The 26094-nt window shown below is 71.7% G+C and carries 21 protein-coding genes and 1 other RNA gene; 2 read left to right on the top strand and 20 right to left on the bottom strand.

The annotated features are described in order from the left end of the window. Positions 1-126: 126 nt before the first annotated feature. The 9 genes from ACFYV5_RS22185 to ACFYV5_RS22225 form a co-directional block, all read right to left on the bottom strand. Positions 127-2430: a xanthine dehydrogenase family protein molybdopterin-binding subunit gene (locus tag ACFYV5_RS22185; protein WP_389170982.1), complete on the bottom strand. Its 2304-nt coding sequence runs from the start codon at positions 2428-2430 to the stop codon at positions 127-129. Then, on the bottom strand, positions 2427-3737 hold the full coding sequence (locus tag ACFYV5_RS22190; protein ID WP_389170985.1) for a 2Fe-2S iron-sulfur cluster-binding protein: 1311 nt from the start codon (positions 3735-3737) through the stop codon (positions 2427-2429). Before ACFYV5_RS22190 ends, ACFYV5_RS22185 begins: the two co-directional genes overlap by 4 nt. Next, positions 3734-4609 carry an FAD binding domain-containing protein gene (locus tag ACFYV5_RS22195; protein ID WP_389170988.1) on the bottom strand — a complete coding sequence of 292 codons (876 nt, stop codon included), beginning with the start codon at positions 4607-4609 and terminating at the stop codon, positions 3734-3736. Before ACFYV5_RS22195 ends, ACFYV5_RS22190 begins: the two co-directional genes overlap by 4 nt. A gap of 360 nt (positions 4610-4969) precedes the next feature. After that, entirely contained in the window at positions 4970-6628 is a 1659-nt protein-coding gene (locus ACFYV5_RS22200; RefSeq protein WP_389170991.1) for a beta-N-acetylhexosaminidase, read from the bottom strand. A gap of 105 nt (positions 6629-6733) precedes the next feature. Further along, entirely contained in the window at positions 6734-7573 is an 840-nt protein-coding gene (locus ACFYV5_RS22205) for a carbohydrate ABC transporter permease (protein ID WP_389170994.1), read from the bottom strand. Then, positions 7570-8634 carry a carbohydrate ABC transporter permease gene (locus tag ACFYV5_RS22210; protein WP_389170997.1) on the bottom strand — a complete coding sequence of 355 codons (1065 nt, stop codon included), beginning with the start codon at positions 8632-8634 and terminating at the stop codon, positions 7570-7572. The genes ACFYV5_RS22205 and ACFYV5_RS22210 overlap by 4 nt, the downstream gene beginning before the upstream one ends. Continuing rightward, positions 8631-9947, bottom strand: a complete 1317-nt coding sequence (locus ACFYV5_RS22215) for an extracellular solute-binding protein (protein ID WP_389171000.1) — start codon at positions 9945-9947, stop codon at positions 8631-8633. Before ACFYV5_RS22215 ends, ACFYV5_RS22210 begins: the two co-directional genes overlap by 4 nt. 222 nt (positions 9948-10169) lie before the next feature. Next, complete coding sequence (locus ACFYV5_RS22220; protein WP_355112485.1) at positions 10170-10463, bottom strand: DUF3039 domain-containing protein; 294 nt, start codon at positions 10461-10463, stop codon at positions 10170-10172. Between the two features lie 29 nt (positions 10464-10492). After that, entirely contained in the window at positions 10493-11053 is a 561-nt protein-coding gene (locus tag ACFYV5_RS22225; RefSeq protein ID WP_355112487.1) for a YqgE/AlgH family protein, read from the bottom strand. Positions 11054-11317: 264 nt separating this feature from the next. Here ACFYV5_RS22225 and murA point away from each other — a divergent pair, with 264 nt between their 5' ends. Continuing rightward, complete coding sequence (gene murA, locus ACFYV5_RS22230) at positions 11318-12658, top strand: UDP-N-acetylglucosamine 1-carboxyvinyltransferase (RefSeq protein WP_355112489.1); 1341 nt, start codon at positions 11318-11320, stop codon at positions 12656-12658. A gap of 87 nt (positions 12659-12745) precedes the next feature. Here the strand turns inward: murA and ACFYV5_RS22235 are convergent, their stop codons facing one another. From ACFYV5_RS22235 to ACFYV5_RS22275, 9 genes are all read right to left on the bottom strand, one after another. Beyond that, positions 12746-13027 carry an HU family DNA-binding protein gene (locus ACFYV5_RS22235; protein ID WP_017237029.1) on the bottom strand — a complete coding sequence of 94 codons (282 nt, stop codon included), beginning with the start codon at positions 13025-13027 and terminating at the stop codon, positions 12746-12748. Positions 13028-13392: 365 nt separating this feature from the next. Continuing rightward, a complete protein-coding gene (locus tag ACFYV5_RS22240; RefSeq protein WP_389171005.1) occupies positions 13393-14829 on the bottom strand; it encodes an NAD-dependent malic enzyme in 1437 nt (478 codons plus the stop codon). 366 nt (positions 14830-15195) lie between these two features. Continuing rightward, positions 15196-17544 carry a HelD family protein gene (locus tag ACFYV5_RS22245; RefSeq protein ID WP_389171007.1) on the bottom strand — a complete coding sequence of 783 codons (2349 nt, stop codon included), beginning with the start codon at positions 17542-17544 and terminating at the stop codon, positions 15196-15198. Between the two features lie 62 nt (positions 17545-17606). Next, positions 17607-18512: an RNA polymerase subunit sigma gene (locus tag ACFYV5_RS22250; RefSeq protein ID WP_389171010.1), complete on the bottom strand. Its 906-nt coding sequence runs from the start codon at positions 18510-18512 to the stop codon at positions 17607-17609. Beyond that, the gene (locus tag ACFYV5_RS22255) at positions 18509-19096 is read right to left on the bottom strand and encodes a sigma-70 family RNA polymerase sigma factor (protein ID WP_355112498.1); all 588 of its coding nucleotides are present in this window, start codon (positions 19094-19096) and stop codon (positions 18509-18511) included. Before ACFYV5_RS22255 ends, ACFYV5_RS22250 begins: the two co-directional genes overlap by 4 nt. A gap of 82 nt (positions 19097-19178) precedes the next feature. Further along, a complete protein-coding gene (locus ACFYV5_RS22260) occupies positions 19179-19730 on the bottom strand; it encodes an ABATE domain-containing protein (RefSeq protein ID WP_355112500.1) in 552 nt (183 codons plus the stop codon). Between the two features lie 151 nt (positions 19731-19881). After that, positions 19882-21021, bottom strand: coding sequence for a uroporphyrinogen-III synthase (locus ACFYV5_RS22265; protein ID WP_355112502.1), 1140 nt, complete (start codon positions 21019-21021; stop codon positions 19882-19884). A 75-nt stretch (positions 21022-21096) separates the two neighbouring features. Continuing rightward, the gene (locus ACFYV5_RS22270) at positions 21097-22464 is read right to left on the bottom strand and encodes a nitrate/nitrite transporter (protein ID WP_389171015.1); all 1368 of its coding nucleotides are present in this window, start codon (positions 22462-22464) and stop codon (positions 21097-21099) included. Between the two features lie 205 nt (positions 22465-22669). Beyond that, positions 22670-23629: a LysR family transcriptional regulator gene (locus ACFYV5_RS22275; protein WP_389171120.1), complete on the bottom strand. Its 960-nt coding sequence runs from the start codon at positions 23627-23629 to the stop codon at positions 22670-22672. An 88-nt stretch (positions 23630-23717) separates the two neighbouring features. Between ACFYV5_RS22275 and ACFYV5_RS22280 the strand changes: the two genes are divergently transcribed. After that, positions 23718-24995 carry an MFS transporter gene (locus tag ACFYV5_RS22280; RefSeq protein WP_389171018.1) on the top strand — a complete coding sequence of 426 codons (1278 nt, stop codon included), beginning with the start codon at positions 23718-23720 and terminating at the stop codon, positions 24993-24995. A gap of 63 nt (positions 24996-25058) precedes the next feature. Here the strand turns inward: ACFYV5_RS22280 and ssrA are convergent. Together ssrA and smpB are read right to left on the bottom strand one after the other, a co-directional pair. Then, positions 25059-25450, bottom strand: a transfer-messenger RNA (tmRNA) gene (gene ssrA, locus ACFYV5_RS22285). A 101-nt stretch (positions 25451-25551) separates the two neighbouring features. After that, positions 25552-26091: an SsrA-binding protein SmpB gene (gene smpB, locus ACFYV5_RS22290; protein WP_355112510.1), complete on the bottom strand. Its 540-nt coding sequence runs from the start codon at positions 26089-26091 to the stop codon at positions 25552-25554. Positions 26092-26094: the final 3 nt, after the last annotated feature.

The raw sequence follows: 26094 nt of genomic DNA on the forward strand, positions 1-26094 counted from the left end.
CAAGAGCCGTACGGCCACTACCCCGATGGCTGGATTCGTACGGTCAGCAAGGACCGCATCCGGTCGGACCCCGGCGTGTGACGCGTTTCATGGTGCGAACGGAACCCTCGCCTCCTGGAACCGCCGTCACACGCCCACTGCCGCCTGCGGCCTGATCGGCAGGCGGTTGACGGGGCGTCCGGTCGCCGCGCGGACCGCGGAGGCGACCGCTGCCGGGGCCGTGACCACGGAGGCCGCGCTGGCCGGCTTCGCGCCGAAGGGGGCCACCACGTCGCGTTCCTCGACGAGTTTCACGATGCGAATGTCCGGGGCGTCCAGGGACGTCGGGAGGGCGTAGCCCGTCAGGTCCGGGTGGCGGACCAGGCCGCGGGCCGTGCGGAGGTTCTCCGTGAGGGCCGCGCCGATGCCCTGGGTGACGCCCGCCTCGATACGGGTGGCCAGTTGGGCCGGGTTGAGGATGCGGCCGACGTCCTGGGCGACGGCCATCTCCACCACCCGGATCGCGCCCAGTTCGATGTCCACGTCCACCACCGCGCGGATCGCGCAGAACGCGAGGCCCACGAAGGCGTCGCCCTGGCCCGACTCGTCCAGGGGCTCGGTGGGGTGGGGGCGGCACTGGGCCGTGGCCCAGAGTTCCTTGCCGTCCATGGCCTCCGTGACCGTGGTCGACAGGACGCCGTCGTACGACGTGATCTTGCCGTCCGTGATCTGGAGAAGTTCGGTCGACATGCCGAACTTGTGGGCCAGGGGCTGCAGCAGTTGCGTACGGACCATCTTGGCCGCCCGCTCCACCGCACCGCCCGACACCCATGTGTGGCGGCCGTGCGTCGCCGGGCCCGCCGGGGGCTGGTCCGTGTCGACCGAGGCGACGTGGACCTCCTCCAGGCCCAGCGTCTCCTGGACGATCTGGCGCGCCAGGGTGGAGAAGCCCGAACCCGTGTCGACGGCCGAGCAGATGACCGTGGCCACGCCGTCCTGGACCCGTACCGTCGCCGTCGAGACCTCGTCCGCGCCCTCCGCGCCGAGCATGTGGACCACGCCCAGGGCGTAACCGACGCCCCGTCGCACCGCGCCCGGTTCGCCCGCGCCCTCCGGGCCGCCCGGAAGCAGCCAGTCCTCCTCCGGGGTGTCCATCGGCAAAGAAGGGAGCGGGAAGTCGCGGACGGCGGCGAGGAGTTCGGCGACCGGCGCCGGGCAGGTCACCGTCTGGCCCGTCGGGAGGATGTCCCCGGTGGCCAGTACGTTACGGAGACGGATCTCGGCCGGGTCCACGCCCAGCTTCGCCGCCAGCTTGTCCATCTGCGCCTCGTACGCCGCGCACACCTGCATCGCGCCCTCGCCCCGCACATGGCCGGACGGCGGGTTGTTCGTACGGACCGCCCAGCCCTCGATGAAGGCGTGCGGCACGACGTACGGCCCACAGGCGAAGGCCACGGCCGCGGCCAGGGACTCCGCGGACGCGTCCGCGTAGGCGCCCGCGTCCAGCAGGATCTGGGCCTCGACCTTCACCAGCCGGCCCTCCGCGTCCGCGTGGTGGCGGTAGCGCAGCAGCGTCGGGTGGCGGTGGGCGTGGCCGAGGAAGGACTCCTCGCGCGTCGCGGTGAGTTTGACCGGGCAGCCGGTACGGAGTGCCAGGAGGCCCAGCGGAATGTGGAAGCCCGGGTCCTCACGGTCGCCCGTCGCGCCCGGGACGCCCGTCACGACCACCTTCACCTGGTCGGGCGAGAGGCCGAAGCAGGCCGCCGCCAGGTCCCGGTCCGTGTGCGGGTCGGTCGAGGCCGTGTAGATCTCGACCCCGCCGTCCGGGCGCGGCACGGCGAGGCCGGCCTCCGCGCCGATGGGGGCCGTGTCCTGCCGGCCGATCCGGTACAGCCCCTCGACCACGACCTCGCCCGTCGCCTCCGCCTCGCCGTAGCGCAGCGGGATGTGGCGGATCAGGTTGCCGTCCGGGTGCAGCGGCTCGGCCGCGAAGGCCTTCTCCGGGTCCGTGACCGGCTCGAGGACCTCGTACTCGACGGTGATCGCGGCCGCCGCGAGGCGGGCCGTGTCCGGGTGGTCGGCGGCCACGGCCGCGATGGCCTCGCCGTGGTGGCGGACCAGTTCGGCGGCGAACACGGGGCGGTCGGCGACGGTCCTGCCGTACGTGGCCTCCCCCGGCACGTCGGCATGCGTCACCACGGCCCGTACGCCGGGCATGTCGGCCGCGGCCGTCGTGTCGATGGAGAGGATCCGGGCGTGCGGGTGCGGCGAGCGCAGGATCGCGGCCCACAGCAGGCCCTCGGCCCACAGGTCGGCGGCGTAGGGGAACGTGCCCTCGGTCTTGGCCCGTGCGTCGGTCGGCGGGAGGGACGAGCCCAGGCCGTGGGCGACCGGCTCCTGCTCGACGGCGTCGAGCGCGGTGGGGGTGGCGGTGGTCGCGTCGCTGCTCACGCCATGCCTCCGTCGTGCGGGTGGGGGATCTGGTGAGGGATGCGCGCTTCGTCCGTGCGCTCCGAGGCGGTGCGCTCGGAGGCGGTGCGCTCGGAGGCCGCGCTCGCCTCGCGCTCGGCGATGACCTCCTGTACGGCGTCCACGACGCTCCGGTAGCCCGAGCACCGGCACAGGTTGCCGCAGAGCGCCTGCCGGGTCTCCAGCTCGGTCGGGGCGTGGTTGCCCTCGAGCAGGTCGTGCACGGTCATGGCCATGCCCGGGATGCAGAAGCCGCACTGGACGGCTCCGCAGCGGGCGAGGGCGCGCTGTACGTCGGAGGGTTCGCCGTCGGTCGCCAGGCCCTCGACCGTACGCACCTCGCTCCCGGCGGCCGTCGCAGCGGGGACCAGGCAGGAGGCGACGAGCCGGCCGTCGACCTGGACGTTGCACGCGCCGCATTCGCCCTGCGAGCAGCCGTCCTTGGCGCCGGCCAGGCCGAGCCGCTCGCGGAGCACGTAGAGCAGCGACTCACCGATCCAGGAGTCCGTGACGGGGCGGTCGGCGCCGTTCACGCGAAGGACGTACGAGGTGTGCGGGTGCTCGTCGCTGTCCGCGCTGTTGCCCGTGGAGAGCGCCGCCGGCGGCGCGTCCACCGCTTCCACCATGTCCACCGTGTCGGCGGGGGGCGACGGCTCCGGGGACGACAGCTCCGGGGGCGTGTCTCCGGCGGCTGCGGCGGGCTCGGGAGCCGCGATGGCCTCGGCGACCTCCGTGGCCTCAGGTGCCGCGTCCGCGGCCGCGGTCTCCTCCGGCTCCTGAACCGCCCACGGCGCCGGCGCGCCGCCCGGCAGCGTCGCCGGTGCGCTGCTCGCGTACTGCGCCAGCATGGACGCCGTGAACTCGCCCGATTCGTCCGACGAGTCCGGAGCGACCGGAATCGTCCACTGACCCGTATCCGAGGCCGCCTCGAAGCTCCACTGACCCGTCGCGTGCGGATCGGGCTCCGTCAGGAACTCGGGCTGCGGATCCGGGGCCGGCCCGTGCTCCGGCTGAGGCTGCGGCTCCGCCGCTTCCGCCCCCGCCGTGGGCGGCTGCATCATCCACGAACCGGTCGCCGCCGGATCCGTCGTCGCCGCGGGCGTCAACGGGGTCAGCGGCGTGATCATCGGCGGTACGTAGCCGTGGCCCGGCGCCTCCAGCGGGACGCCGTCCAGCATGAACTCGGGCGGCAGCTGTACGAAGGCGGTGGCGTCGCCGTCGTACCCCTCGCTCTGCGGGATCGGCTCCCAGCCGCCCGCCTGCCCGTGGCCGTGGTCTTCATTGCTCACGACAGCGCCCTCCCCAGTGCCCTTCGGGCCAGCGCGGCGACCGTGCGCCGCAGGTGCAGTACGGCCGGCGGCAGCTGCTCGTCGCCCGGCGGGTCCGGGATGCAGGCGGCGGCCACGTACTCGCCGAACGCCGTCAGCGCCTCCGGCGCGAGGCCACGCTCCCCGTCCCAGTCCACCAGCGAGGCGATCCAGTGCTCCGCCTCCAGCGGGCGCAGCGGCATCGGCGCGATCGCGCCCACCGCGCAGCGCAGCCCCCGTCTGGCCGGGTCGAGGACCACGGCGACGGAGGCCATGGCGCGGGCCGGGCCCGTCCGGCCGGTGGCCTTGAGGAAGATCTGGGGGGCGTGCAGGAGCGGGACGCGGACGAACGCGACCAGCTCGCCGGGCGCCAGCAGGTCGCGGCCGGCCAGCAGGTGGGAGATGGGGATCTCGCGCGTACCGAGCGGGCCCATGACGACCAGGTCCGCCTCCAGGGCGGCCAGGACGGGCAGGGAGTCGCCCGTGGGGGCCGCGGTGACGATGTTGCCGCCGAGCGTGCCCGCGTTGCGGATCTGGGGCGGTCCGGCGGCCCGGGAGGCCGCGGCGAGGGCGGGGATGAGGGCCGCGAAGTCGGGGCGGCCCATCCGTGCGTGGGTGAGGCCGGCGCCGAGGAGCGCGTGGCCGTCCTGGTACTGCCAGCCGCGGATCTCGTTGATCCGGCCGAGGCCGACGAGTCCGGCCGGCCTGAGCTGGCCCTTGTTGACGGCCGCCATCAGGTCCGTGCCGCCCGCGACGGGAACGGCGGCGGGCATGGCGGTGAGCGCCGCCACGGCCTCGTCGAGCGAGGCGGGCAGCGTCACGGACTGCGCCGTCTGTGGTGCGTGCGTGGTCAACCCGCTGCCCCTTCCCGGTGTCCCCGGCGGTCCCCGACGTGTCCCCGGCTGTGACGCCTGTGTGGCCGTACCGTACGTGCTCACAGCCCGGACGTGGCAACTCTGGCACATCTTGCGAGCCGCCCGACGCGAGGGTCCGCGAAGGACGGTTCCGTCCAGGAGATCCCACCGGTGGCGTTAACTTCCGTTTTGCCGCTCTTGGGTGACGGGGGTGCTCGCGGTGTCCCGTGCGGATCGGGGTGTGCGGTGGACGGGGGTGTCCGGCGCGGATCGGGGTGTCCGGTGGACCGGGGTGTCCGGCGCGGATCGGGGTGTCCGGCGCGGATCGGGGCCGGACACCCTCGGGGTACCTCAGGTACCTCACACGATCGGGGGTGCCCCCTCGATGGGGCGGCCGAGGACGCCCGGGCGCTGCTGCCACGGCAGCGGGCCGGCCGGCGGCCGGTAGCGGACGCCGAGGGCGTCGAGGCGCCGGTAGTGGACGGTCATCCGCCGCTCGAAGTCCGTGAAGTCCCGTTCCGCGGAGGCGGGGAGGGCCGACCAGGCGACCTCCGCGAAGGCGGCGAGGCGCGGGAAGACCTGGTAGTCGACCCGGTCGCGGTTCTCCATGACCTCGGTCCAGACGTTGGCCTGGGTGCCCAGGATGTGGGCGGCGGCCTCGGGGCTCAGGCCCGGCGGTACGGGCTCGAAGCGGTAGACGTCCTCCAGGGTCCGTACGTAGCCGATGGGCATCGGCTCGTCCTCGCCCGGCGCCTGACGGTGGTCCAGATACACCTGCTGCTCGGGGCACATGACGACGTCGTGGCCGGCCTCGGCCGCGGTCACACCGCCCGCGTACCCCCGCCAGGAGGAGACTGCGGCGCCGGGCGCGAGGCCGCCCTCCAGGATCTCGTCCCAGCCGATGAGCCGGCGCCCGCGGTGGGCGAGCCAGCGGTCGAAGTGGCGGATGAACCAGGACTGCAGCTCGTTCTCGTCGGCGAGGCCCAGCTCCCTGATGCGCGCCTGGGCCGTCGGGGACTTCTTCCACTGGTCCTTGGGGCACTCGTCGCCGCCGACGTGCACGAAGGTGGACGGGAAGAGGTCGAGGATCTCCTCGAAGACGCCCTCGTAGAAGCGGAGGGTGGCGTCCGTGGGGGCGAGGACGTTCGGGTTGACGCCCCAGGTGTCCCAGACGGCGAGCGCGTCGGTGTCGACGACATCGGTGTTGCCCAGTTCGGGGTACGCGGCGATGGCGGCCTGCGAGTGGCCCGGGATGTCGATCTCGGGGACGACGGTGATGTGCCGTTCGGCGGCGTAGGCGACGATCTCGCGGATGTCGTCCTGCGTGTAGAAGCCGCCGTGCGGGGTGTCGTTCCACAGCGGCGACGCCCGGTGACCCCACTTCGTACGCGCCCGCCAGGCGCCGGTCCCGGTGAGCCGCGGGTGCCGCCGGATCTCGACGCGCCAGCCCTGGTCGTCGGTGAGGTGGAAGTGGAAGACGTTGAGCTTGTGGGCGGCCAGGAGGTCGAGCTGGCGCAGGACGTCGTCCTTGGGCAGGAAGTGCCGGGCGACGTCGAGCATGAGCCCGCGCCAGCCGAAGCGGGGGCCGTCCTCGACGGTGAGCGGGGGGAGGTCCCAGCCGCGCCTGTCCCGCGCCACCGGTGCTTTGCGGTACGCGTCGGGGCCGAGGAGCTGACGGAGCGTCTGGACCCCCCAGAACACGCCCGCGGCGCTGCCGCCCTCGACAACCACGGCAGACGCGTCGTCGGAGCCGGCGGTCGACAGGCGGTATCCCTCCGGACCGTACGTCTCCTCGACCTCGGGGGCGACGCGCAGCCGGATCCCGCGCCGGCCGCTGCCCGGCGGGAACGGGAACCCGGTGGCGGCACCGAGCTCGGAGCGCAGCCAGCGCGCCACGCCCTCGGTGCCCGGCCCCGCGTCGAGGGTCGTGTCCTCGTCCAGTGAGACGTGTCCGGGGCTCGGATCCCGGACGTCGAGCCCGCGGGGTGCGGGGATCAGCTCGTGGTGGTCGCCATGCATGGGCATCGACCTTTCGAAAGCGGATGTCGGCGGATGTCGGCGGATCAGGTGGGTCAGGTGGGTCACGGGCGCGGGCGCGGGGCACAGGGCACGGGTGGCGGCCCGTCAGTCCTTCACCGCTCCGCCCAGTCCCGAAACCAGGCGGCGCTGTACGAGGACGAAGAAGACGAGCACCGGGATCGTCATCACGGTCGACCCCGCCATGATTCCGCCCCAGTCGTTCTCGTCCGGCTTGAAGAAGACCAGCAGCGCCATCGGGAGCGTGGACTGGGAGGTGTCACTGATGAGGAACGACTTGGCGAAGAGGAAGTCGTTCCAGGTCGAGATGAACGAGAACACGCTCGTCGCCACGAGCCCCGGGAAGACCAGCGGGAACAGGATCTGCCACAGGAAACGGGTCCGGCTCGCGCCGTCGATCTGGGCCTGTTCCTCCAGCGCCTCCGGGACCGCCTTCACGAATCCGCGCAGCATCCAGATCGCGAACGGCAGCGAGAAGGCGATGTGCGGCAGGATCAGCGAACCCAGCGTGTTGAGCTGGCCGAAGTCCCGCATCAGGAAGAAGAGCGGGATCGTCAGCGCCTCGATCGGCACCATCTGGGCGACCAGGAACATGATCAGCAGCGTGGTCCGGAAGCGGAACCGGAACCGGGTCACCGCCGTCGCCGCCAGGAACGCGATCAGCGCGGAGGCGAGGACCACCGTTCCGGCGACGAGCAGCGAGTTGAGGAAGTACCGGCCGAACTCCTGCTGTTCGAAGACGCGCCGGAAGGAGTCGAGGGACGGGGACAGCGTCCACGGCCGCGGGTTGGTCGACTGGATCTCGCCCGCCGGTTTGAAGGCGGAGAGGACCATCCAGTACAGCGGGAAGGCGACGACGGCCGCGACGAGGAGGGCGGCCGCCTCGGCGGCGAGACGCCCCGGCCGCCGGATGCGGAACGCGCTCACAGTTCTTCTCCTTGGCGGCGCAGCAGACGGAGGTAGACCAGCGTGACCGCCAGCAGGATCAGCAGCATGACGACGCCGATCGCCGAGCCGAGGCTGTACTCGGACGAGGCGAAGGCCTTCTGGTAGGCGTACACGTTGAGGACGAGGTTCTGGCCGGCGATGCCGCCGCCGTTCGTCATCACGTAGATCTGGGTGAAGACCTTGAAGTCCCAGATGATCGACTGGATCGTGACGACGACCAGGATGGGTCGCAGCATCGGCGCCGTGACCGAGCGCCAGATCCGCCACTGCGAGGCGCCGTCGAGCGCCGCGGCCTCCAGGACCTCCGACGGGACGGCCTTGATGCCCGCGTACACCGTCACCATCACGAACGGGAACGAGCACCAGACGACCTCGAAGAGGACGAGCGCGAAGGCGCTGAGGCGCCCGTACGTCCACGAGAAGTCGCCGAGGCCCAGCAGCCGGTTCACGGGGCCGAAGTCGGGGTCGAAGAGGAACACCCAGACGGTGGAACCGGTGACGGCCGGGGTGGCCCAGGCGCCGAGCGCGGCGAGCATCAGCGCGAGGCGCGGCAGGGCCCGTACGCGGGTCAGCAGGACCGCGAGCGCGCAGCCCACCGCGAGGGTGGTGACGACGCAGGCGGCGGCGAACAGGACCGTGGCGAGGAGGACCTGCCAGAACTGCGGGTCGGAGAAGAGGGCGGTGTAGTTGCCGAATCCCTGGAAGGAGGTCGGTTCGCCGCCGCTGACCTGGGCCTGGGTGTACTCCAGGAAGGAGATGAGCCCGAGCTGGTAGATGGGGTAGAGGAGCAGCCCGCCGAGGACGACGAGCGCGGGCAGGAGGTAGAGCCAGGGCGTCCATCCGGAGCGGCCGCGAGGACCGGGCGGGGTGCGGCGCCGGGACCCGGGGGTGCGGGAGGAGGAGCGAGACCCGGGGGTCCGGCCTCCAGCGGCGGGCCCCTCACGCACGGGTCCCTCGGGGACGGGTCCCTCGGCGGCGGACCCCTCGGGGACAGGCCCCTCCGGGGCCGTCCGCGTACCGTCCGGAGCCGTCCCCGTCATCGGCCCGCTGCCGCGAAGGTCTCGTCCATCTTCCTGGCGGCGTCGTCCGAGGCGGTCCTCACGTCCTTCCGGCCGCTGACGATCTCCTGGAACATCGTCGGGAGCACCAGCGAGGAGTCGATCTTGCCCCAGCCCGGGGAGGCGGGAACGAACGTGGCGCCGGCGCCGAGGGAGTCGATGAAGGGCTTCACGAACGGCTCCTTCCGCGCCGCCCGCGCCCGTACGTCGGTGTAGGTCGGCAGGAAGCCCATCGCGTCGAAGAGCTTGCCCTGCGTCTCCTTTCCGGCGAGGGACTTCATCAGGTCCACGGCGAGGGTGCGGTGTGAACTGCTCTTCATCACGCCGAGGTTGTTGCCGCCGGCGAAGGCGGGGGCGATCGAGCCGGCCGTCACCCCGGGCAGCGGTACGACCGCGTACTTGCCCTTCACCGTGCCCGCCTCGACCGCCGCGTGGCTGAAGTCGCCGCCGATCGCCATCGCGGCCTTGCCGGAGGCGAAGGCGGTGACGGTCGCGTTGCCGCCCATCTGGGCGCACTTGGCGGCCGGGCAGTTGTCGTCGCCGAAGAGGGAGGTGTAGGAGGCGATGCCCTTGCGGGCGGCATCACTGTTGACGGCGGCCTTGTACGAGCCGCCTTCCCGCGTCGCGAGTTCGCCGCCGTTGGCCCAGAGGAACGGCAGCGCGCCGTAGGTGTAGGCGCCGCCGACGGCGATGCCGTAGAGGTCCGGCTCGGCCTTGCGGATCTTCTTGGCGGTGGAGACGAGCTCGTCCTGCGTCTTGGGCGCGGTCAGGCCGAGCTTCTTGAAGACGTCGGTGCGGTAGTAGAGCGCGCGTACGCCGACGAAGAGCGGGGCGCCGTAGATCTTGCCGTCGACCGTGACGGAGGACTTCGCGGTGGGGTCGGTGTCCTTGGCGTCGGCCCAGGCTCCGAACTCGGCGCTGATGTCGGCCAGTCCGCCGTCCTTCACGTAGCCGGCGGTGTCGGTGTTGCCGTACTCGATGAGGTCGGGGGCGGACTTCGGGTCGTTGAAGGCGGCCTTGATGCGCTGGGCGCGGGTGTCGACGGGGATGTACTCGACCTCGACCTCCGTCCCTGCGTGCCGCTGCTCGAAGGCGGCGACGGCTGCGTCGACGACCTGCTTCTTGGGCGCGTTGTTGACCTCCTGGAAGAGCCAGACGCGCAGGGTGCCGCTCTTCTCGTCCGTCGCGGCCTTGCCGGACGCTCCGTCGGAGGTCTGCGGGGCGCAGGCGGTGGCGGTGAGGCCGGCCAGGACAAGTGCGGTGACCGGGGCGGCGATACGGGCAGAAAGCTTCATACGGGGGCTCCCACCAATCGGCATTGCAGCGCGCCTGTTGCAGCATGCGCAACGGGCGTTTCGTGCTGCACAACACGCGAGAGGTTAGGGCCGGACCCCCTCTCCGACAAGTGGTCTCAACCACTCTGTGACCGGCGGAAGCACCCCGTGCAACGCGAAACGGCCCCCGGTGCGCGTACCGACGTACGCGCACCGGGGGCCGTCCCCGCGGTCAGGAGCGAGCTACTTGTCGCCGCCGCCCTTGCCACCCTTGTCCTTGTCCCCGCCGGAACCCATGGACTCGTAGATCTCCTTGCACATCGGGCAGACCGGGTACTTCTTGGGGTCGCGCCCCGGTACCCAGACCTTGCCGCACAGTGCCACCACGGGAGTGCCGTCGAGGGCGCTCGCCATGATCTTGTCCTTCTGGACGTAGTGGGCGTAGCGCTCGTGGTCGCCGTCACCGTGGGACACCTGCGGCGTCGGCTCGACGAGGGTTCCCGTACCTGCCCCGCGCTCGGGCTCGAGAGTGCTCATGAGCACCAGGGTACTGAAGACCGGAGGGGTCAGTTGAGCGAAGGGTCGTCCGGGTACGTCGCCACCATCGCGAGGTCACTCCGCTGGCGGCGCAGGACCTCCCGCCACAGGGTCTCCGGGCGCGGCGAGGAGACGTCGCCCGGTTCGGACTCGACCACGTACCAGGCGCCCTCGCCGAGTTCCGTCTCCAGTTGGCCCGGGCCCCAGCCCGCGTACCCGGCGAAGATCCGCAGGGAGCCCAGCGCGGGCCCGAGGAGTTCGGGCGGGGTCTCCAGGTCGACCAGACCGATCGCGCCGAACACCCGACGCCAGCCCAGCGGGCCCTCGTCGCCGGGGATCACCGCCACGCCGAGCGCCGCGTCCAGGGAGACCGGACCGCCCTGGAACACCACGCCCGGTTCGCCGGCGAGGTCGGCCCAGGGCGCGAGGATGTCACCGACCGTGACAGGGGTCGGCCGGTTGAGGACCACGCCGAGGGAGCCCTCGTCGTCGTGGTCCAGGAGCAGGACCACCGCGCGGTCGAAATTGGGGTCGGCCAGGGCGGGAGTCGCGACGAGCAGCCGCCCTGTGAGCGAGGACACCTCGGTCATGCGACACATGATCCCGCATGTTCGGCGATTACGGGGGTCCTCCGGCGCAGTGGACACGGACGGGGCGGCGGCGCAGTTCAGGACGGATGCGCGCGACGCGCGCGGACACAAACGGACGGTGACGCTCCGCAAGATCGTATGAACAGAGGGTGTTGTGCCGAATTCATTACATCTGACAGGGCACCCGAACCTTCCAAGTGGGGGGCTCCCGCCCCTTACCCTTTTCCCTGGCCCCCTGCCCGACCTCTCCGGAACGCGAGATTCATGACCGGCACAGACGATGTACTGCTTGTCCACGGCGGAACCCCGCTGGAGGGCGAGATCCGTGTCCGCGGCGCGAAGAACCTCGTGCCCAAGGCGATGGTCGCCGCCCTCCTCGGCAGCGGGCCGAGCAGACTGCGCAACGTGCCCGACATCCGTGACGTCCGGGTGGTCCGTGGGCTGCTGCAGCTGCACGGAGTGACGGTTCGTCCTGGTGAGGAGCCGGGCGAGCTGGTCCTCGACCCGACGCACGTCGAGTCCGCCAACGTGGCCGACATCGATGCCCACGCCGGTTCGTCGCGCATCCCGATCCTCTTCTGCGGCCCGCTGCTGCACCGCCTCGGCCACGCCTTCATCCCGGGTCTGGGCGGCTGCGACATCGGCGGCCGGCCGATCGACTTCCACTTCGACGTGCTGCGCCAGTTCGGCGCGACGATCGAGAAGCGGGCGGACGGCCAGTACCTGGAGGCCCCGCAGCGGCTGCGCGGCACCAAGATCCGTCTCCCGTACCCCTCGGTCGGCTCGACCGAACAGGTGCTGCTCACGGCCGTGCTGGCGGAGGGCGTCACCGAGCTCTCCAACGCCGCCGTGGAGCCGGAGATCGAGGACCTGATCTGCGTCCTGCAGAAAATGGGCGCGATCATCTCCATGGACACCGACCGCACCATCCGCATCACCGGTGTCGACCGGCTCGACGGCTACACGCACCGCGCGCTCCCGGACCGCCTGGAGGCGGCCTCCTGGGCGTCGGCGGCGCTGGCGACCGAGGGCAACATCTACGTCCGCGGCGCCCAGCAGCGGTCGATGATGACGTTCCTCAACACCTACCGGAAGGTGGGCGGCGCCTTCGAGATCGACGACGAGGGCATCCGCTTCTGGCACCCGGGCGGCTCGCTCAACGCGATCGCCCTGGAGACGGACGTGCACCCCGGTTTCCAGACCGACTGGCAGCAGCCGCTGGTGGTGGCCCTCACGCAGGCCGCGGGTCTCTCCATCGTCCACGAGACGGTGTACGAGTCCCGGCTGGGCTTCACCTCCGCGCTGAACCAGATGGGTGCCCACATCCAGCTGTACCGCGAGTGCCTGGGCGGCTCGGACTGCCGCTTCGGCCAGCGGAACTTCCTCCACTCGGCGGTCGTGTCCGGCCCCACGAAGCTCCAGGGCGCCGACCTGGTCATCCCGGACCTCCGGGGCGGCTTCTCGTACCTGATCGCGGCGCTCGCGGCGCAGGGGACCTCCCGCGTCCACGGCATCGACCTGATCAACCGCGGCTACGAGAACTTCATGGCGAAGCTCGTGGAGCTGGGCGCCAAGGTCGAGCTCCCCGGCAGCGCGCTCGTGTAAGGCACCTGCCGGGCCCGTACAGAGGCAAACGAGAGGGCGGCCACCCCCTGACAGGGTGGCCGCCCTTTCTACTGCCTACAGGCTGCCTTACTTGCCCTTGGCGGCTTCCTTGAGCTTGGAGCCCGCGGAGACCTTCACGCTGTAACCGGCCGGGATGTTGATCGGGTCGCCGGTCTGCGGGTTACGAGCGGTGCGAGCGGCACGGTGGGTGCGCTCGAAGGTCAGGAAGCCGGGGATGGTGACCTTCTCGTCGCCCTTGGCGACGACCTCGCCGACAGTCTCGGCGAGAGCGGCCAGCACGGCGTCGGCGTCCTTGCGGGTCACCTCGGCACGGTCGGCCAGGGCGGCCACCAGCTCACTGCGGTTCATGTTGTTACTCCCGTGTTCTTCTTGCCTGTGAGGCGTGCCACGCGGCGGAGCCGCATGTTGGGCACAGCGAAGCCGATGCTGCCAGGGCCCTCGGACAGTCCCCGGACCGGGTCTGCTTGCAGACCCTCGCGCCCGAATAGGCATCCTGCCCCCACCAGCGGCGGGAACGCCAATCCGGCACCCTCTGGGGTCACACGAAAAGCGCCACTGCCTCTGGCGTGGTGACGTTCCGTCGACTCCGCCGAAACTCTTCGAATCCGAACTGCCACCCTAAAGGCGGGTTTACGGCGCCGCGACCCGCGACGCGCCGGTTTCGGCGGCCCGCGTGGGTCGGGTCACGGCCCACGCGGGCCCTGCAGGGCTCGTCAGAGCCCGTTCGTCCCGTTGTCGGCTCCCGCGCCGCCCGCCTTGGCGGCGGTGCGCACGGCGCCCGCCACGGCGCCCGCGACCTTGTCGTTGAAGACCGACGGGATGATGTAGTTCGGGTTCAGCTCGTCCTCGGTGACGACGTCGGCGAGGGCCGAGGCGGCCGCCAGCATCATCTCCGTGTTGACGGTGCGGGACTGGGCGTCCAGCAGGCCGCGGAAGACGCCGGGGAAGACGAGCACGTTGTTGATCTGGTTGGGGAAGTCCGAGCGGCCGGTGGCCACGACGGCCGCCGTCTGGCGGGCGATCGCGGGGTCGACCTCGGGGTCCGGGTTCGCGAGCGCGAACACGATGGCGCCGTCCGCCATCGCGGCGACATCGTCCGCGCCGAGCAGGTTCGGGGCCGAGACGCCGATGAAGACGTCCGCGCCGACGACGGCCTGCTTGAGGGTGCCGGTGACGCCCTCGGGGTTGGTGTTGTCGGCGATCCAGCGCAGCGGCGAGTCCTTCTCGGCCTCGACGAGGTCCTCGCGGCCGGCGTGCACGACACCGTGGATGTCGGCGACGACGGCGTGCTTCACGCCCGCCGCGATGAGCAGCTTGAGGATGGCCGTACCGGCCGCGCCGGCGCCGGACATGACGACGCGTACGTCCCCGATCCCCTTGCCCACCACGCGCAGGGCGTTGGTGAGGGCGGCGAGGACGACGATCGCGGTGCCGTGCTGGTCGTCGTGGAAGACGGGGATGTCGAGGGCCTCGCGCAGGCGGGCCTCGATCTCGAAGCAGCGGGGGGCGGAGATGTCCTCGAGGTTGATGCCCGCGAAGCCGGGGGCGATCGCCTTGACGACCTCGACGATCGCGTCGGGGTCCTGGGTGTCCAGGCAGATGGGCCAGGCGTCGATGCCGGCGAAGCGCTTGAAGAGGGCAGCCTTGCCCTCCATGACGGGCAGGGCGGCCTTGGGGCCGATGTTGCCGAGGCCGAGGACGGCGGAGCCGTCCGTCACGACTGCGACGGAGTTGCGCTTGATGGTGAGGCGGCGGGCGTCCTCCGGGTTCTCGGCGATCGCCATGCAGACCCGGGCCACGCCCGGGGTGTAGATCATGGAGAGGTCGTCGCGGTTGCGGATGGGATGCTTGGACGCCATCTCGATCTTGCCGCCGAGGTGCATCAGGAACGTACGGTCGGAGACCTTGCCGAGCGTGACGCCCTCGATGGTGCGCAGCTGCTCGACGATCTCGTCGGCGTGCGCGGTGGAGGTCGCGGCGATGGTGACGTCGATCCGCAGCTTCTCGTGGCCGGAGGCCGTCACGTCGAGGCCGGTGACGGAACCGCCGTGGGACTCCACCGCCGTGGTGAGCTGGGAGACCGCGGTTCCGCTGGCGGGAACCTCCAGCCTGACCGTCATCGAGTACGAGACGCTGGGCGCCGTTGCCATGGCCGAGTTCCTCTGCTTTCCCTGAGCTTCGTTGCTACGCCGCCCCGGCTGGTTGCCCGGCGGCGCCCTCCGATGGTCGCACCTACCTGCCGGTAGCAGGTAATGCGGTCATTTTGTTTTCGGAAAGTAGTTTCCACCATACGAGAACCTGCGGGGAAACAGAAGAGGTCCCTGTCACCCGGGGTGACAGGGACCTCAACTTCGTAGCTATGCACGAGGTGGCACCGACCCGCCATGCTCGCCTCGCGGCAAGTGGTCCCTCTGAGGGACGAAGGTTGGGCCCGGGGGCTTGGATCGAGCCGGTGCCATAGACAGGCTAACAAACCACTCTGGTAAGTGATTCCTGCGACGCAGGTTGACCGGAAATCAGTCCCTGAGCAGGTCGGGGACTCCGTCCGCGTCGGGCACGTCCCGGGCCCCCGAGACCACCGTGAGCTGCTGCGTCGCGCGGGTCAGCGCCACGTACAGCACGCGCAGGCCGGCCGGGGACTCGTCCGCGATCTCCGCAGGCGAGACCACCACCGTGGCGTCGTACTCCAGGCCCTTGGCCTCCAGGGAGCCCAGCGCCACCACCCGGTCGCCGAGATCGGCCAGCCAGCGGGCGGCCTGCTCGCGCCGGTTCATGGCGACCACGACACCGACGGTGCCGTCCACCCGTTCGAGCAGACGGCGCGCCTCGTTCCGTACGGTTTCGGCCAGATCGGCCTTCTCCGCCACCGCCACGAAACGCGGTTCCACACCCGTCGACCGGACCGCGCGCGGGGACGTGCTGCCGGGCATGGCGAGGGCGAGCACCTTGGCCGCCAGCTCGGCGATCTCGGCGGGGTTGCGGTAGTTCACGGTGAGCTCGAAGCGGCGCCGGGGGCGGCTGCCGAGCGCCTCGTCACGGGCCTCGGCGGCCTCGTCCGGGGTCGACCAGGAGGACTGCGCCGGGTCGCCCACGACCGTCCAGGTCGCGTGCCGGCCACGCCGCCCGACCATCCGCCACTGCATGGGGGTGAGGTCCTGGGCCTCGTCGACGATGACGTGCGCGTACTCGGTGCGCTCGGCCGCGAGCCGTTCGGCCCGCTCCCACTGCGTCTCCTCCCGTACGGGCATCAGCTCCTCCAGGCCCGTCAGCTGGTCCAGCGGGTCGTACTCCCGCTTCTTGCGTGGCCGGGCCGGGGCGCCCAGGAGGGTGTGGAGCTCGTCGAGGAGCGCCACGTCGTGCACCGAGAGGGCGTCACGGCGCAGGGAGCGGGCGACGCGGCGGACCTCGCCCGGGTTGAGGATGCGCCGGGCCCAGCGGCCGAGGCGCTTCTCGTCGGCCATCGCGTCGAGGACCTGCCGAGGGGTGAGCTCGGGCCACCAGGCGTCGAGGAAGAGGAGGAAGGAGTCCTCGGTGGAGACGTCCTCGTCGAAGGAGGAGCGCAGCTCGGCGGCGAGCTCGGGGTCGCTGTGCCGGCCGACGGCGCCGGACTTGGCGTACAGCGCGTCGAGCAGCAGCCGGCGGGCGCGGGGGCGCAGCAGGTTGACGGGCGCGGAGCCGCCCAGCACGTTGTGCCGGATGCGCTGGAGCTCGTCGGACTCCAGCTCGAGGCGGCGGCCGAAGGCGACGACCCGGAGGCGGGTGGGGGTGCCGGCGGGCGCCGGGGCGTCCTCGTCCTCCCCCAGAGCCAGCTGGGCCTGGGCTCTGGGCGCCGGGGTCTCCAGGGCCCCGCGGGCCGCCTTGCGCAGGACGGCGACCATGCGGGAGGAGCCCTTCACGCGGGCCACGGCCGGCTCGTCGTACGTGGTGGCCTCCACGCCGTCCACGAGCGAGCCGAGGGCGCGGATGGCGACCTGGCCCTCCTCGCCGAGCGAGGGCAGGACGCCCTCGGTGTAGGAGACGAGCAGCGGGGTCGGGGAGACGATCAGGATGCCGCCCGCGTACCGCCGCCGGTCCTGGTAGAGCAGATAGGCCGCACGGTGCAGGGCGACCGCCGTCTTTCCGGTGCCCGGGCCGCCCTCGACGTACGTGACGGAGGCGGCGGGCGCGCGGATGACCAGGTCCTGCTCGGCCTGGATGGAGGAGACGATGTCGCGCATGGTGTGGCTGCGGGCCTGGCCGAGCGCGGCCATCAGGGCGCCGTCGCCGATCACCGGCAGCTCGCGCCCGTCGAGCGTCGCCTTCAGCTCCGGGCGCATCAGATCGTCCTCGACGCCGAGCACCTTGCGGCCCTTGGAGCGGATGACCCGGCGGCGCACCACCCGGCCGGGGTCGACCGGCGTGGAGCGGTAGAAGGGCGCGGCCGCGGGGGCGCGCCAGTCGATGACGAGCGGCGCGTAGTCGGAGTCGAGGACGCCGATCCGGCCGATGTGGAGGGTCTCGCCGATGTCGGCGGTGTTGTCGGGCCGTACGGCGTTCTCGGCGGGCTCGACGGAGGTGTAGGCGCCGTCGGGGCCCTTCTTGCCGTCCTTGCCGTAGAGCAGGTCGATACGGCCGAAGAGGAAGTCCTCGAACTCGTTGTTGAGCCGGTTGAGGTGGATACCGGCCCGGAAGACCTGGGCGTCGCGCTCGGCGAGCGCGCCGGGCGTGCCGACCTGCCCGCGCTGGGCGGCGTCGTTCATCAGGAACTCCGCCTCCCGGATCTTCTCCTCGAGGCGGCGGTAGACCTGATCCAGATGTTCCTGCTCGACACCGATCTCACGGTCCCGGGCCGTGTCCACGGTGTCCACGGCTTCCTGCGCGGCCACTGAGGCCCCCTTCTGACGTGCACTGGGCAGCCGTCGAGCCTACGCCACAGGGGGCCGAAATGTCAGGCGTCCACCTCCACGAGGCGTTCGCCGTCGAAGGTCCGGACCTCGAAGCGGTCGATGTCGTCGCGCTCCATGGCCGCTCCGCCGTGCACGTACAGCGGGTTCTTGGCGCTCTCCTGCGGGGCGTCGGGGATGCCGTACCCCCATTCCGGCACGGCCCAGGAGGTGACGACCTCCTCGTCGCCGCTCTTGGAGACGGCGACGAGCCGGCACTTGAGGGGGCCCTTGACGTTCTTGAGTTCCAGGACGGTGTGGGTGCCCCAGCCCTTCTTCTCCATGCCGACGGTGGCGCTGACCTTGGTCGTGGCGTCGGTCGCCCGGACCTTCTCCTCCATGTGCTGGAAGAAGGCGTCCTCGGCGGGGCTGGTGGGGTGGGGGTCGACCGCCCGGTTCTCCTTCCCGCCTCCGGACATGGCGACGACGGCGACGGCGGGACCGCCGACGACGAGGACGGCGGCGGCCGCGACGAGGGCGAGGGTGCGGCGGCGCGAGCGGGCCCGCTTGGTGCCGACCTCGTCGAGGAGCCGGTCGAGGAGCTGGGGCCGGGGGGCGGAGCTCTCGTGGGTGACGGGAGCGGCGGGAGCGACGCGGAGACGGGGTGGACCGGGCGGGGCGGGCGGCCGGGGCGCGAAGGCGTCGAAGACGTCGTCGGCGTAGGGGTCCGTGCCGGCATCGGCGGGGGCGCCGAAGGAGGAGGAAGCGTCGGAGGCGGAGGCGCGATCGGGCGTGCCGGCGTCCGCCAGCATGGCCAGCATCGGCTCCATCCCGGCGAACTCCTCCACGTGCGCGGTGCAGAGCTCGCAGTCGAGGAGGTGCGCCTCGAAGGCGGCGGCGTCGACGTCGTCCAGGATGCCGAGTACGTACGCACCCGCGGCGTCGTGCGGCGGTGTCATGCCGTACGTCATGCCGATACCCCCCTCTCCTCCAGCGCGAGCTTCATCGAACGCAGTGCGTAGAACACCCGGGAACGCACGGTCCCTGCGGGTATGCCGAGGGTCTCGGCCGCCTCGTTGACCGTACGCCCCTTGAAGTAGGTCTCGACCAACACTTCCCGGTGGGCGGGGGTCAAATCGTCGAGCGCGTCAGAGAGCGTCATCAGCCACAGCGCCTTGTCGATCTCGTCCTCCGCGGGCAGGACCTCGAGCGGTGACGGATCCACCTCCTGCGGCCGGGCCTGCCGGCTTCGGTGGCCGTCGATGACGATGCGCCGGGCGACCGTCACCAGCCAAGGTCGGACGGAGCCGGTCGCCCGGTTGAGCCGGCCGGCGTTCTTCCAGGCACGAATGAGCGTCTCCTGCACCACATCCTCGGCTCGCTGGCGGTCGCCGGCGACGAGGCGCAGTACATAGGCGAGCAGGGGCCCGGCGTGTTCGCGGTAGAGGGCGCGCATCAACTCCTCGTCGGGGACGTCGAGTCGGAAGCGTGACACCTCGCTGCGATGCCGTGCCCGATGCGGACGGTCATCGGCCACGGCCGCATCCTTGCGCACCTGAACCTCCCGGTCGAGACCCTGCTGTCGCCCAGAGGTACGGGGCGGGGGCGGGATCGACTCAACGGCGCGCGAGGTTTTTTCAGACGGTCACGATCCCGCGCCGGGCTGCCCGATGCCGGGCAACGCGTTCACGGTTGCCGCACGTTCCGCTGGAGCACCAGCGCCGGCGGCGCCCTCGCGACGTGTCGAGGTAGCAGCGGGCGCAGTTGTCGCCCTCGCACCGTCTGAGGAGAGCGCGGGCGGCCGGGTCCGTGAGGAGATCGACGGCGTCCCGGGCGACGGCGGCGAGCAGCGCGCGGCAGTCGGGTTCGTCGCACAACGTCCGTACGAGTGCCCCGGCTTCCGTGCGGACGGCGCGGGGCGCGGGCGGGGCGGAGGCGGCGGCGAGCTCGTTGATCCGCTCCAGGGCCGGGTCGGCACGCCGGCCGTCGACCTGGGCGCTCACCAACTCCTCGACGCTGTCGCGCAGTTCGCGGAAGCGGGCGAGCCAGTGGGCGTCGAGGGCGCGCAGCGGGGTGGCGGCCGGGACGAGTCCGGTGGTGCGCAGGAAGGCGTCGAGCGCCTCGGTGCGGTCGAGCGGCTGGGCGGCCAGATCCAGGCAGATCCGCCCGGAGTCGAACCGTACGGTCATGACCCTGTCACCACCTCGCGGTCGTGGGGCTGGTCGGGCGCCCGACCAGAGTGCCCCTCGAACCCGCTGCCCGACTAGACCCTCGGCGGCGGATCGTCGTGGAGGACCCGCTGGAACAGGGGGCGGCCGCGCCGGGCACCGGGCGCGAGCCCTACCCGTCGGCGTACTTTGTGTCCGCCACCGGGTCCAGCGCCAGCCGGTACCCCCGCTTGACCACCGTCTGGATCAGTTTCGGCGTGCCGAGGGCCGTCCGCAGCCGGGCCATCGCCGTCTCCACGGCGTGCTCGTCGCGGCCCGCGCCCGGAAGCGCGCGCAGCAGGTCGGCGCGGGAGACGACCCAGCCGGGTCGCCGGGCCAGGGTGTCGAGCAGCGCCATCCCGGCCGGCGGGACCGGGTGCAGGTGACCGTCGACGAGGACCGCGTGGCCGCGGATCTCGATGCGGTGGCCGGCCACCGGGAGCGTGCGGGCCCGGGAAGGCAGTTCCTGGCAGAGCAGCTGCACCAGCGGCCCGAGCCGGAAGCGCTCGGGCTGGAGCGTGTCGATGCCGTGCGCCTGGAGCGGCAGCGCCGTCACCGGCCCCACGCAGACGGAGAGCACCTCCTGCCGCAGCGCCGCGAGGAGTTCCGGCAGGACGCCGCGGTCCTGCGCCCGGGTCAGCAGGGACGCGGCGGCCGGTGCGCTGGTGAAGGTGACCGCGTCGAGCGTGCCGGCCAGCACCCCGTCGAGAAGCCGGTCCAGCGGCCCGATGTCCTCCGGCGGCATCCACCGGTAGACCGGTACGCCGACGACCTCGGCACCGCCCGCCTCCAGCGCCTCCACGAACCCGGGAAGCGGCTCCCCGTGCAGCTGGAGCGCGATCCGCCGCCCGGTCACCCCCTCGGCGAGCAGCCGGTCGAGGACCTCGGCCATGGACTCGGACGACGGCGACCAGGACTCGGTGAGCCCCGCCGCCCGTACCGCTCCCTTGACCTTCGGCCCACGGGCGAGGAGTTCCACGCCCCGCAGGCAGTCGAGGAGCTCCTCGCCGTAGCCCCAGCCGTCCGCCGCCTCGACCCAGCCCCGGAAGCCGATCGCCGTGGTGGCGACGACGACGTCCGGGGCGTGGTCGATGAGGTCCTTGGTGGCGGCGAGCAGTTCCGTGTCGTCCGCGAGCGGCACGATCCGGAGTGCCGGGCCGTGGACCACGGCCGCGCCCCGGCGGCGAAGGAGCGCGCTCAGCTCGTCCGCGCGCCGCGCCGCCGTGACTCCGACGGTGAACCCCGCGAGGGGACCCTGCTCTTGCTCGTACATGACGACCGAGCCTGACGGGGATGCGTGACAGACTCGGTTCGCCGGTATTTCCTGGCCGTTACGGACCACTCCGGATCACACCTTGGCGTAGCCGAGCCGCGGCGACGTCTCGTCCGAGGCACCTGCCGCGCCCTCGGCCGTGTCCGGTACGACGGGCGGGCGGCGAAGGTATACCGCCCAGGTCACGACCATGCAGGCGGCGTAGAAGGCCAGGAAGGCGACGAAGGCGCCGGTGCCGGTGCCGGCCGTCTGGAAGGACTGCCGGAAGGCGAGGTTGATGCCGAGCCCGCCGAGTGCTCCCACCGCGCCGATCAGGCCCATGGAGGCCCCGGAGAGCCTGCGGCCGTACGCCTCCGCCTCCTCGCCGGACAGGCCCTTGCGGTGGCCCTGTGCGAGGAAGATCGCGGGGATCATCTTGAACGTGGAGCCGTTGCCGAGCCCGGAGAGGACGAAGAGAGCGATGAAGCCGACGAGGAAGACGGCGAGCGACTCGATGACGGAGGCGTAGATCACGACACCGGTCGCCACCGCCATCCCGGCGAAGTTCCACAGGGTGATGCGGGCGCCGCCGTGCTTGTCGGCGAGGGAGCCGCCGACGGGCCGGATCAGGGAGCCGAGCAGCGGGCCGATGAAGGTGAGCGAGGCGGCCTGGAGCGGGGTGCGGCCGAACTGGGTCTGGAGCACCAGGCCGAAGGCGAAGCTGTAGCCGATGAAGGAGCCGAAGGTGCCGATGTAGAGGAAGGCCATGATCCAGGTGTGCTTGGCCGCCACGGCTTCCTTGACCGCCCCGGTGTCGTTCTTCACCGGCGCGAGGTTGTCCATGAAGAGCGCGGAGCACACGGCGGCGACGACGATGAGCGGGATGTAGACGCCGAGGACGATCCGCGGGTGCAGGGCGCCGGCGGTGCCGATGACGAGCAGGCCGACGAGCTGGACGACGGGGACGCCGATGTTGCCGCCGCCGGCGTTGAGGCCGAGCGCCCAGCCCTTCTTCCGCAGCGGGAAGAAGGCGTTGATGTTGGTCATGGAGGAGGCGAAGTTGCCGCCGCCGACGCCGGTGAGCGCGGCCACCAGCAGGAAGGTGTTGTACGAGGTGCCCGGCTCCATCACCGCGTAGGCGAGCCCGGTCGGCAGGAGGAGCAGCAGCGCGCTGAAGATCGTCCAGTTCCGGCCGCCGAACCGGGCGACGGCGAAGGTGTACGGGATGCGGATGAGCGCGCCGACGAAGGTGGCGGTCGCGATCAGGAAGAACTTTCCGGCGGGGTCGATGCCGTACTGCGGTCCCATGAACAGGACCATGACCGACCACAGGCTCCAGATGGAGAAGCCGATGTGCTCGGAGAACACGGAGAAGAGGAGATTCCGCCGTGCGATCCGCTCCCCTTTCTCACGCCAGAAGTCCTCGTCCTCCGGCTCCCACCGTTCGATCCACCGGCCGCCCATCACGTACCTCCACGGTGTCGGGTCCCGAGCGTCCAGATGCTCTGGACCTCTTGCCGTCAGACGCTAAGGGGGCGGCGTTTCAGGCCGGTGGCGGGAAGTGACACGTACGGAACCTTGCTCTCACCCGGCGCGGATGCCCGATGTGAGCGCGGGGCGGGGCCAGGCCCGGGCCGCGGGCTCAGGCCCCCGGGCTCAGGCCCCTGGCTCAAGCCCCCGGGAGTCCAGGCTCCCCCTCCGGGAGCCAGGCTCCCACCGGGCGGTGCAGCCAGCCCTCCCGGGCGCCGAGCTCCGTCGCCGCCGTGCGGAGCGCGTCCAGGCCGGGGTGGCGGAGGCCCTTGCGCCACACCATGCTCACCGGGGAGAGCGGCACGGGGTCGACGAGGGGCCGCAGCACGCTGCCCGGCATCGGCGGGAAGTCGACGACCGCGAGGACCGGGGTGCCGAGTTTGGCCATGATCCGGCGGAACTCCTCCTTCCCCACCGCCATGGGCGCCGGCGGCGCGACCGTGATGCCCCGCCCGGCGAAGAGCCGGGTGGCCAGATCGGTCCACTCCCCCGTGCGCTCGTTGCCCGCGCCCGCGTACACGGTCTCACCCGTCAGCGCGGCCAGCGGGACGGAGGGGAGCCCCGCCAGCGGGTGGCCCTCGGGCAGCAGCACCGCCATCGGCTCGTACCGTACGAACTGCGCGTCCAGCCGCGCCCGCGTCCCCGGCGCCAGCCCCCCGTACCGCCCGAAGGAGACGTCCAGCGCTCCGGCGAGGATCTGCGCGGCCGCCCCGGTCAGACCGCTCTCGAAGCGGGCCATCAGCTCCGGCTCGGTAGCGAGTTCCCGCGCCCGCTCCAGGACGCGGCAGTGGAAGAGACCCACGCTGTTGAGGTCGACGAGCAGCGGCCGGTGGGTCGTCCGGAACGCGTCGGCGAGCTCGTCGCAGGCGGCCAGGACCCCGCGCGCGTACGGAAGGAGCCGTTCGCCGTCCGGCGTGAGCGCCACCTGCCGGGTGGTCCGTACGAACAGGTCCGCGCCGAGCTCGCGCTCCAGGCGGCGGATGTCGCGGCTCAGCGCCTGCTGGGCCACGTAGAGCCGGGCGGCGGCACGGGTGAAGTGCAGCTCGTCGGCGACGGCGGCGAAGGCGCGCAGGAGCCGTGGATCGATGTCGTACGAAATGGCCACCCCGCATTTAACAACGCAGGCGCGTGAATGGCCACGGAGTAGGTGTTGGACCGCCCGACCCGTCCGGCCCGAACCTTGATCCATGCCGCAGTCGCACCTCACCCCCACCCTCACCCTCACCCCCGCGGGCCCCGCGCTCGCCCCCCACTACCGCGAACCCCGCCCGTCCACCAACCCCTACCTGCGGCTCTTCGCCCTGCCCGGGACCCGCGCCTTCACCCTCGGCAATCTGATCGCCCGCCTGCCGATGGGGATGTTCAGCGTCAGCGCCGTGATCATGATCGCCGGTGCGTACGGCTCGTACGCGCTGGCCGGCGCCGTGACGGCGACCGGGCTCGCCGCCACCGCCGTCGTCGCACCGCGGACGGCGCGGCTCGTCGACCGGTACGGGCAGGCACGGATCGCCGTCCCCGCCACCGCGCTCGCCGCGCTCGGCTCGCTCGCCCTGCTGCTGTGCGTGCATTACGAGGCACCCGCCTGGAGCCTGTTCGTCGCCTACGCGGCGACTGCCACCACCCCCAACACCGGAGGCATGTCCCGCGCCCGCTGGGCCCACCTCTTCCGGAACGACCCGCGGTCCCTGCACACCGCCAACGCCTTCGAGCAGGCCGCCGACGAGCTCTGCTTCATGCTCGGCCCGGTCCTCGCCGCGTTCCTCTGCTCGGCACTGTTCCCCGAGGCCGGCACCCTCATCGGGGCGATCCTGCTGCTCACCGGCGTCCTGCTCTTCGCGGCCCAGCGCTCCACCGAACCGCCGGTCGCGCCCCGCACCACCGCCACGTCGGGCTCGCTGCTGCGCGCCCCCGGCATGGCGCCCCTGCTCGGGGTCTTCCTGGCCACGGGCGCGGTCTTCGGCGCGATGGAGGTCGTCACGCTGGCGCACGTGGACGGTCCGGTGGCGGGCCCCGTCCTCGCCCTCCAGGCCGCGGGCTCCTGCGCGGCGGGCCTGCTCTTCGGCCGCGCCCGGCGCACGGCCCGCCTGCACACCTGTCTGGCGGCCATGACCGTCCTGATGGTCCTGCCCCTGATCGGCGCCTCGACCGGCTCGCTCCTCGCCCTCGCGGGCGGCCTGCTGGTGGCGGGCATGGCGACCGCCCCGACGATGGTCACGGGCATGGCGCTGATCCAGGGCCTGACCCCGGCGGGCCGGCTCAACGAGGGCATGACGCTGGCGGTGACCGCGCTCCTCGGCGGCGTCGCGGCCGGCTCGGCCACGGGCGGCTGGACGGCCGAGCACGCCCCGACGACGACGTACGGCTTCCTGGTCCCCGCCATGGCGGCGGGCCTGGCCCTGGTCCTGGCCATGGCCCTGGTCCTGCGCTCGGCCACCGGCATGACAAAGGCCCGGCGGTCGTCGTGACGACTGCCGGGCCTGTGCCCACATGGGATGAGGTGTCCGGGCGGGGCATGCCCCCCGGACGCTCGGTGGAGATGGCGGGAATCGAACCCGCGTCCAACGGTGCAGAATCAGGGCTTCTCCGTGTGCAGTCCGCTACGAGTTTCTCAGCCCCGGAGATCACGCGGACAAGTCTCCGACGGGCTCAGTCACTGTTTGATTTCCCTCAGGCCCCCGTGACCGGGGCTAGAGGTTTAGATCCCTTAATGACGCCAGGATCCGGGTCGGGATCACCCCCGGGCTGACGCTCCTCACAGAGGCTTCTACTCGTTACCTAAATTAGGCAGCGAGGGCGAAGCGGGAGTTATCGCTCTTGGAGTTGGCGATTATTGGTTGCGACATATGGTTTACGAGATCATTGCCGCTTCCTCGACACGCTTCCCCTGCTTCGACATCCGCTGTCGAAACCGATCATCCCCATGTTGATTTTTCAAAGACGCACCCGCTGTCGAGGTGCGGGGCCCATCGTACGTGAACAACGGGGGCCGTTGCCAGCGTATTCCCTCGGGGCCCGAGCGGGTCAGAGCTGAGCGGCCCGCTGGCGCCGCTTCGCCGCCGCGATCGCGCGGCTCGTCTCGCGCGTGTCCTGCTTCTCCCGCAGCGTCTGCCGCTTGTCGTACTCCTTCTTGCCCTTGGCGAGCGCGATCTCGACCTTGACGCGCCCGTTCAGGAAGTACAGCGCGAGGGGCACGATCGTGTGACCCGTCTCCTGCGCCTTCGACTCCAGCTTGTCGATCTCCTCGCGGTGGAGCAGCAGCTTGCGCTTGCGCTTCGCCGCGTGGTTGGTCCAGCTGCCCTGGAAGTACTCGGGCACGTGGATGTTGTGCAGCCACGCCTCGTGCCCGTCGATCTGGACGAAGCCGTCGACCAGCGACGCCCGGCCCATCCGGAGCGACTTCACCTCGGTGCCCATGAGCACCACACCGCACTCGTAGGTGTCGATGATGTGGTAGTCGTGGCGCGCCTTCTTGTTCTGCGCGATCATCTTGCGCTCAGGAGCCTTGTCGGCGTCCTTCTTCTTCGCAGGCTTGCCCTGTACGTTCACGAGTCCCTTTGCCATAGT

The organism is Streptomyces sp. NPDC003035 (assembly GCF_042888285.1).
Taxonomy (GTDB): Bacteria; Actinomycetota; Actinomycetes; order Streptomycetales; family Streptomycetaceae; genus Streptomyces.

Coding starts and splice junctions, on each gene's coding strand:
- ACFYV5_RS22200 (WP_389170991.1), bottom strand. CDS start 6,628: ATGCATGGCGACCACCACGAGCTGATCCCCGCACCCCGCGGGCTCGAC.
- ACFYV5_RS22210 (WP_389170997.1), bottom strand. CDS start 8,634: ATGACGGGGACGGCTCCGGACGGTACGCGGACGGCCCCGGAGGGGCCT.
- ACFYV5_RS22215 (WP_389171000.1), bottom strand. CDS start 9,947: ATGAAGCTTTCTGCCCGTATCGCCGCCCCGGTCACCGCACTTGTCCTG.
- ACFYV5_RS22220 (WP_355112485.1), bottom strand. CDS start 10,463: ATGAGCACTCTCGAGCCCGAGCGCGGGGCAGGTACGGGAACCCTCGTC.
- ACFYV5_RS22225 (WP_355112487.1), bottom strand. CDS start 11,053: ATGACCGAGGTGTCCTCGCTCACAGGGCGGCTGCTCGTCGCGACTCCC.
- murA (WP_355112489.1), top strand. CDS start 11,318: ATGACCGGCACAGACGATGTACTGCTTGTCCACGGCGGAACCCCGCTG.
- ACFYV5_RS22235 (WP_017237029.1), bottom strand. CDS start 13,027: ATGAACCGCAGTGAGCTGGTGGCCGCCCTGGCCGACCGTGCCGAGGTG.
- ACFYV5_RS22240 (WP_389171005.1), bottom strand. CDS start 14,829: ATGGCAACGGCGCCCAGCGTCTCGTACTCGATGACGGTCAGGCTGGAG.
- ACFYV5_RS22250 (WP_389171010.1), bottom strand. CDS start 18,512: ATGACGTACGGCATGACACCGCCGCACGACGCCGCGGGTGCGTACGTA.
- ACFYV5_RS22260 (WP_355112500.1), bottom strand. CDS start 19,730: ATGACCGTACGGTTCGACTCCGGGCGGATCTGCCTGGATCTGGCCGCC.
- ACFYV5_RS22265 (WP_355112502.1), bottom strand. CDS start 21,021: ATGTACGAGCAAGAGCAGGGTCCCCTCGCGGGGTTCACCGTCGGAGTC.
- ACFYV5_RS22270 (WP_389171015.1), bottom strand. CDS start 22,464: ATGGGCGGCCGGTGGATCGAACGGTGGGAGCCGGAGGACGAGGACTTC.
- ACFYV5_RS22280 (WP_389171018.1), top strand. CDS start 23,718: ATGCCGCAGTCGCACCTCACCCCCACCCTCACCCTCACCCCCGCGGGC.
- smpB (WP_355112510.1), bottom strand. CDS start 26,091: ATGGCAAAGGGACTCGTGAACGTACAGGGCAAGCCTGCGAAGAAGAAG.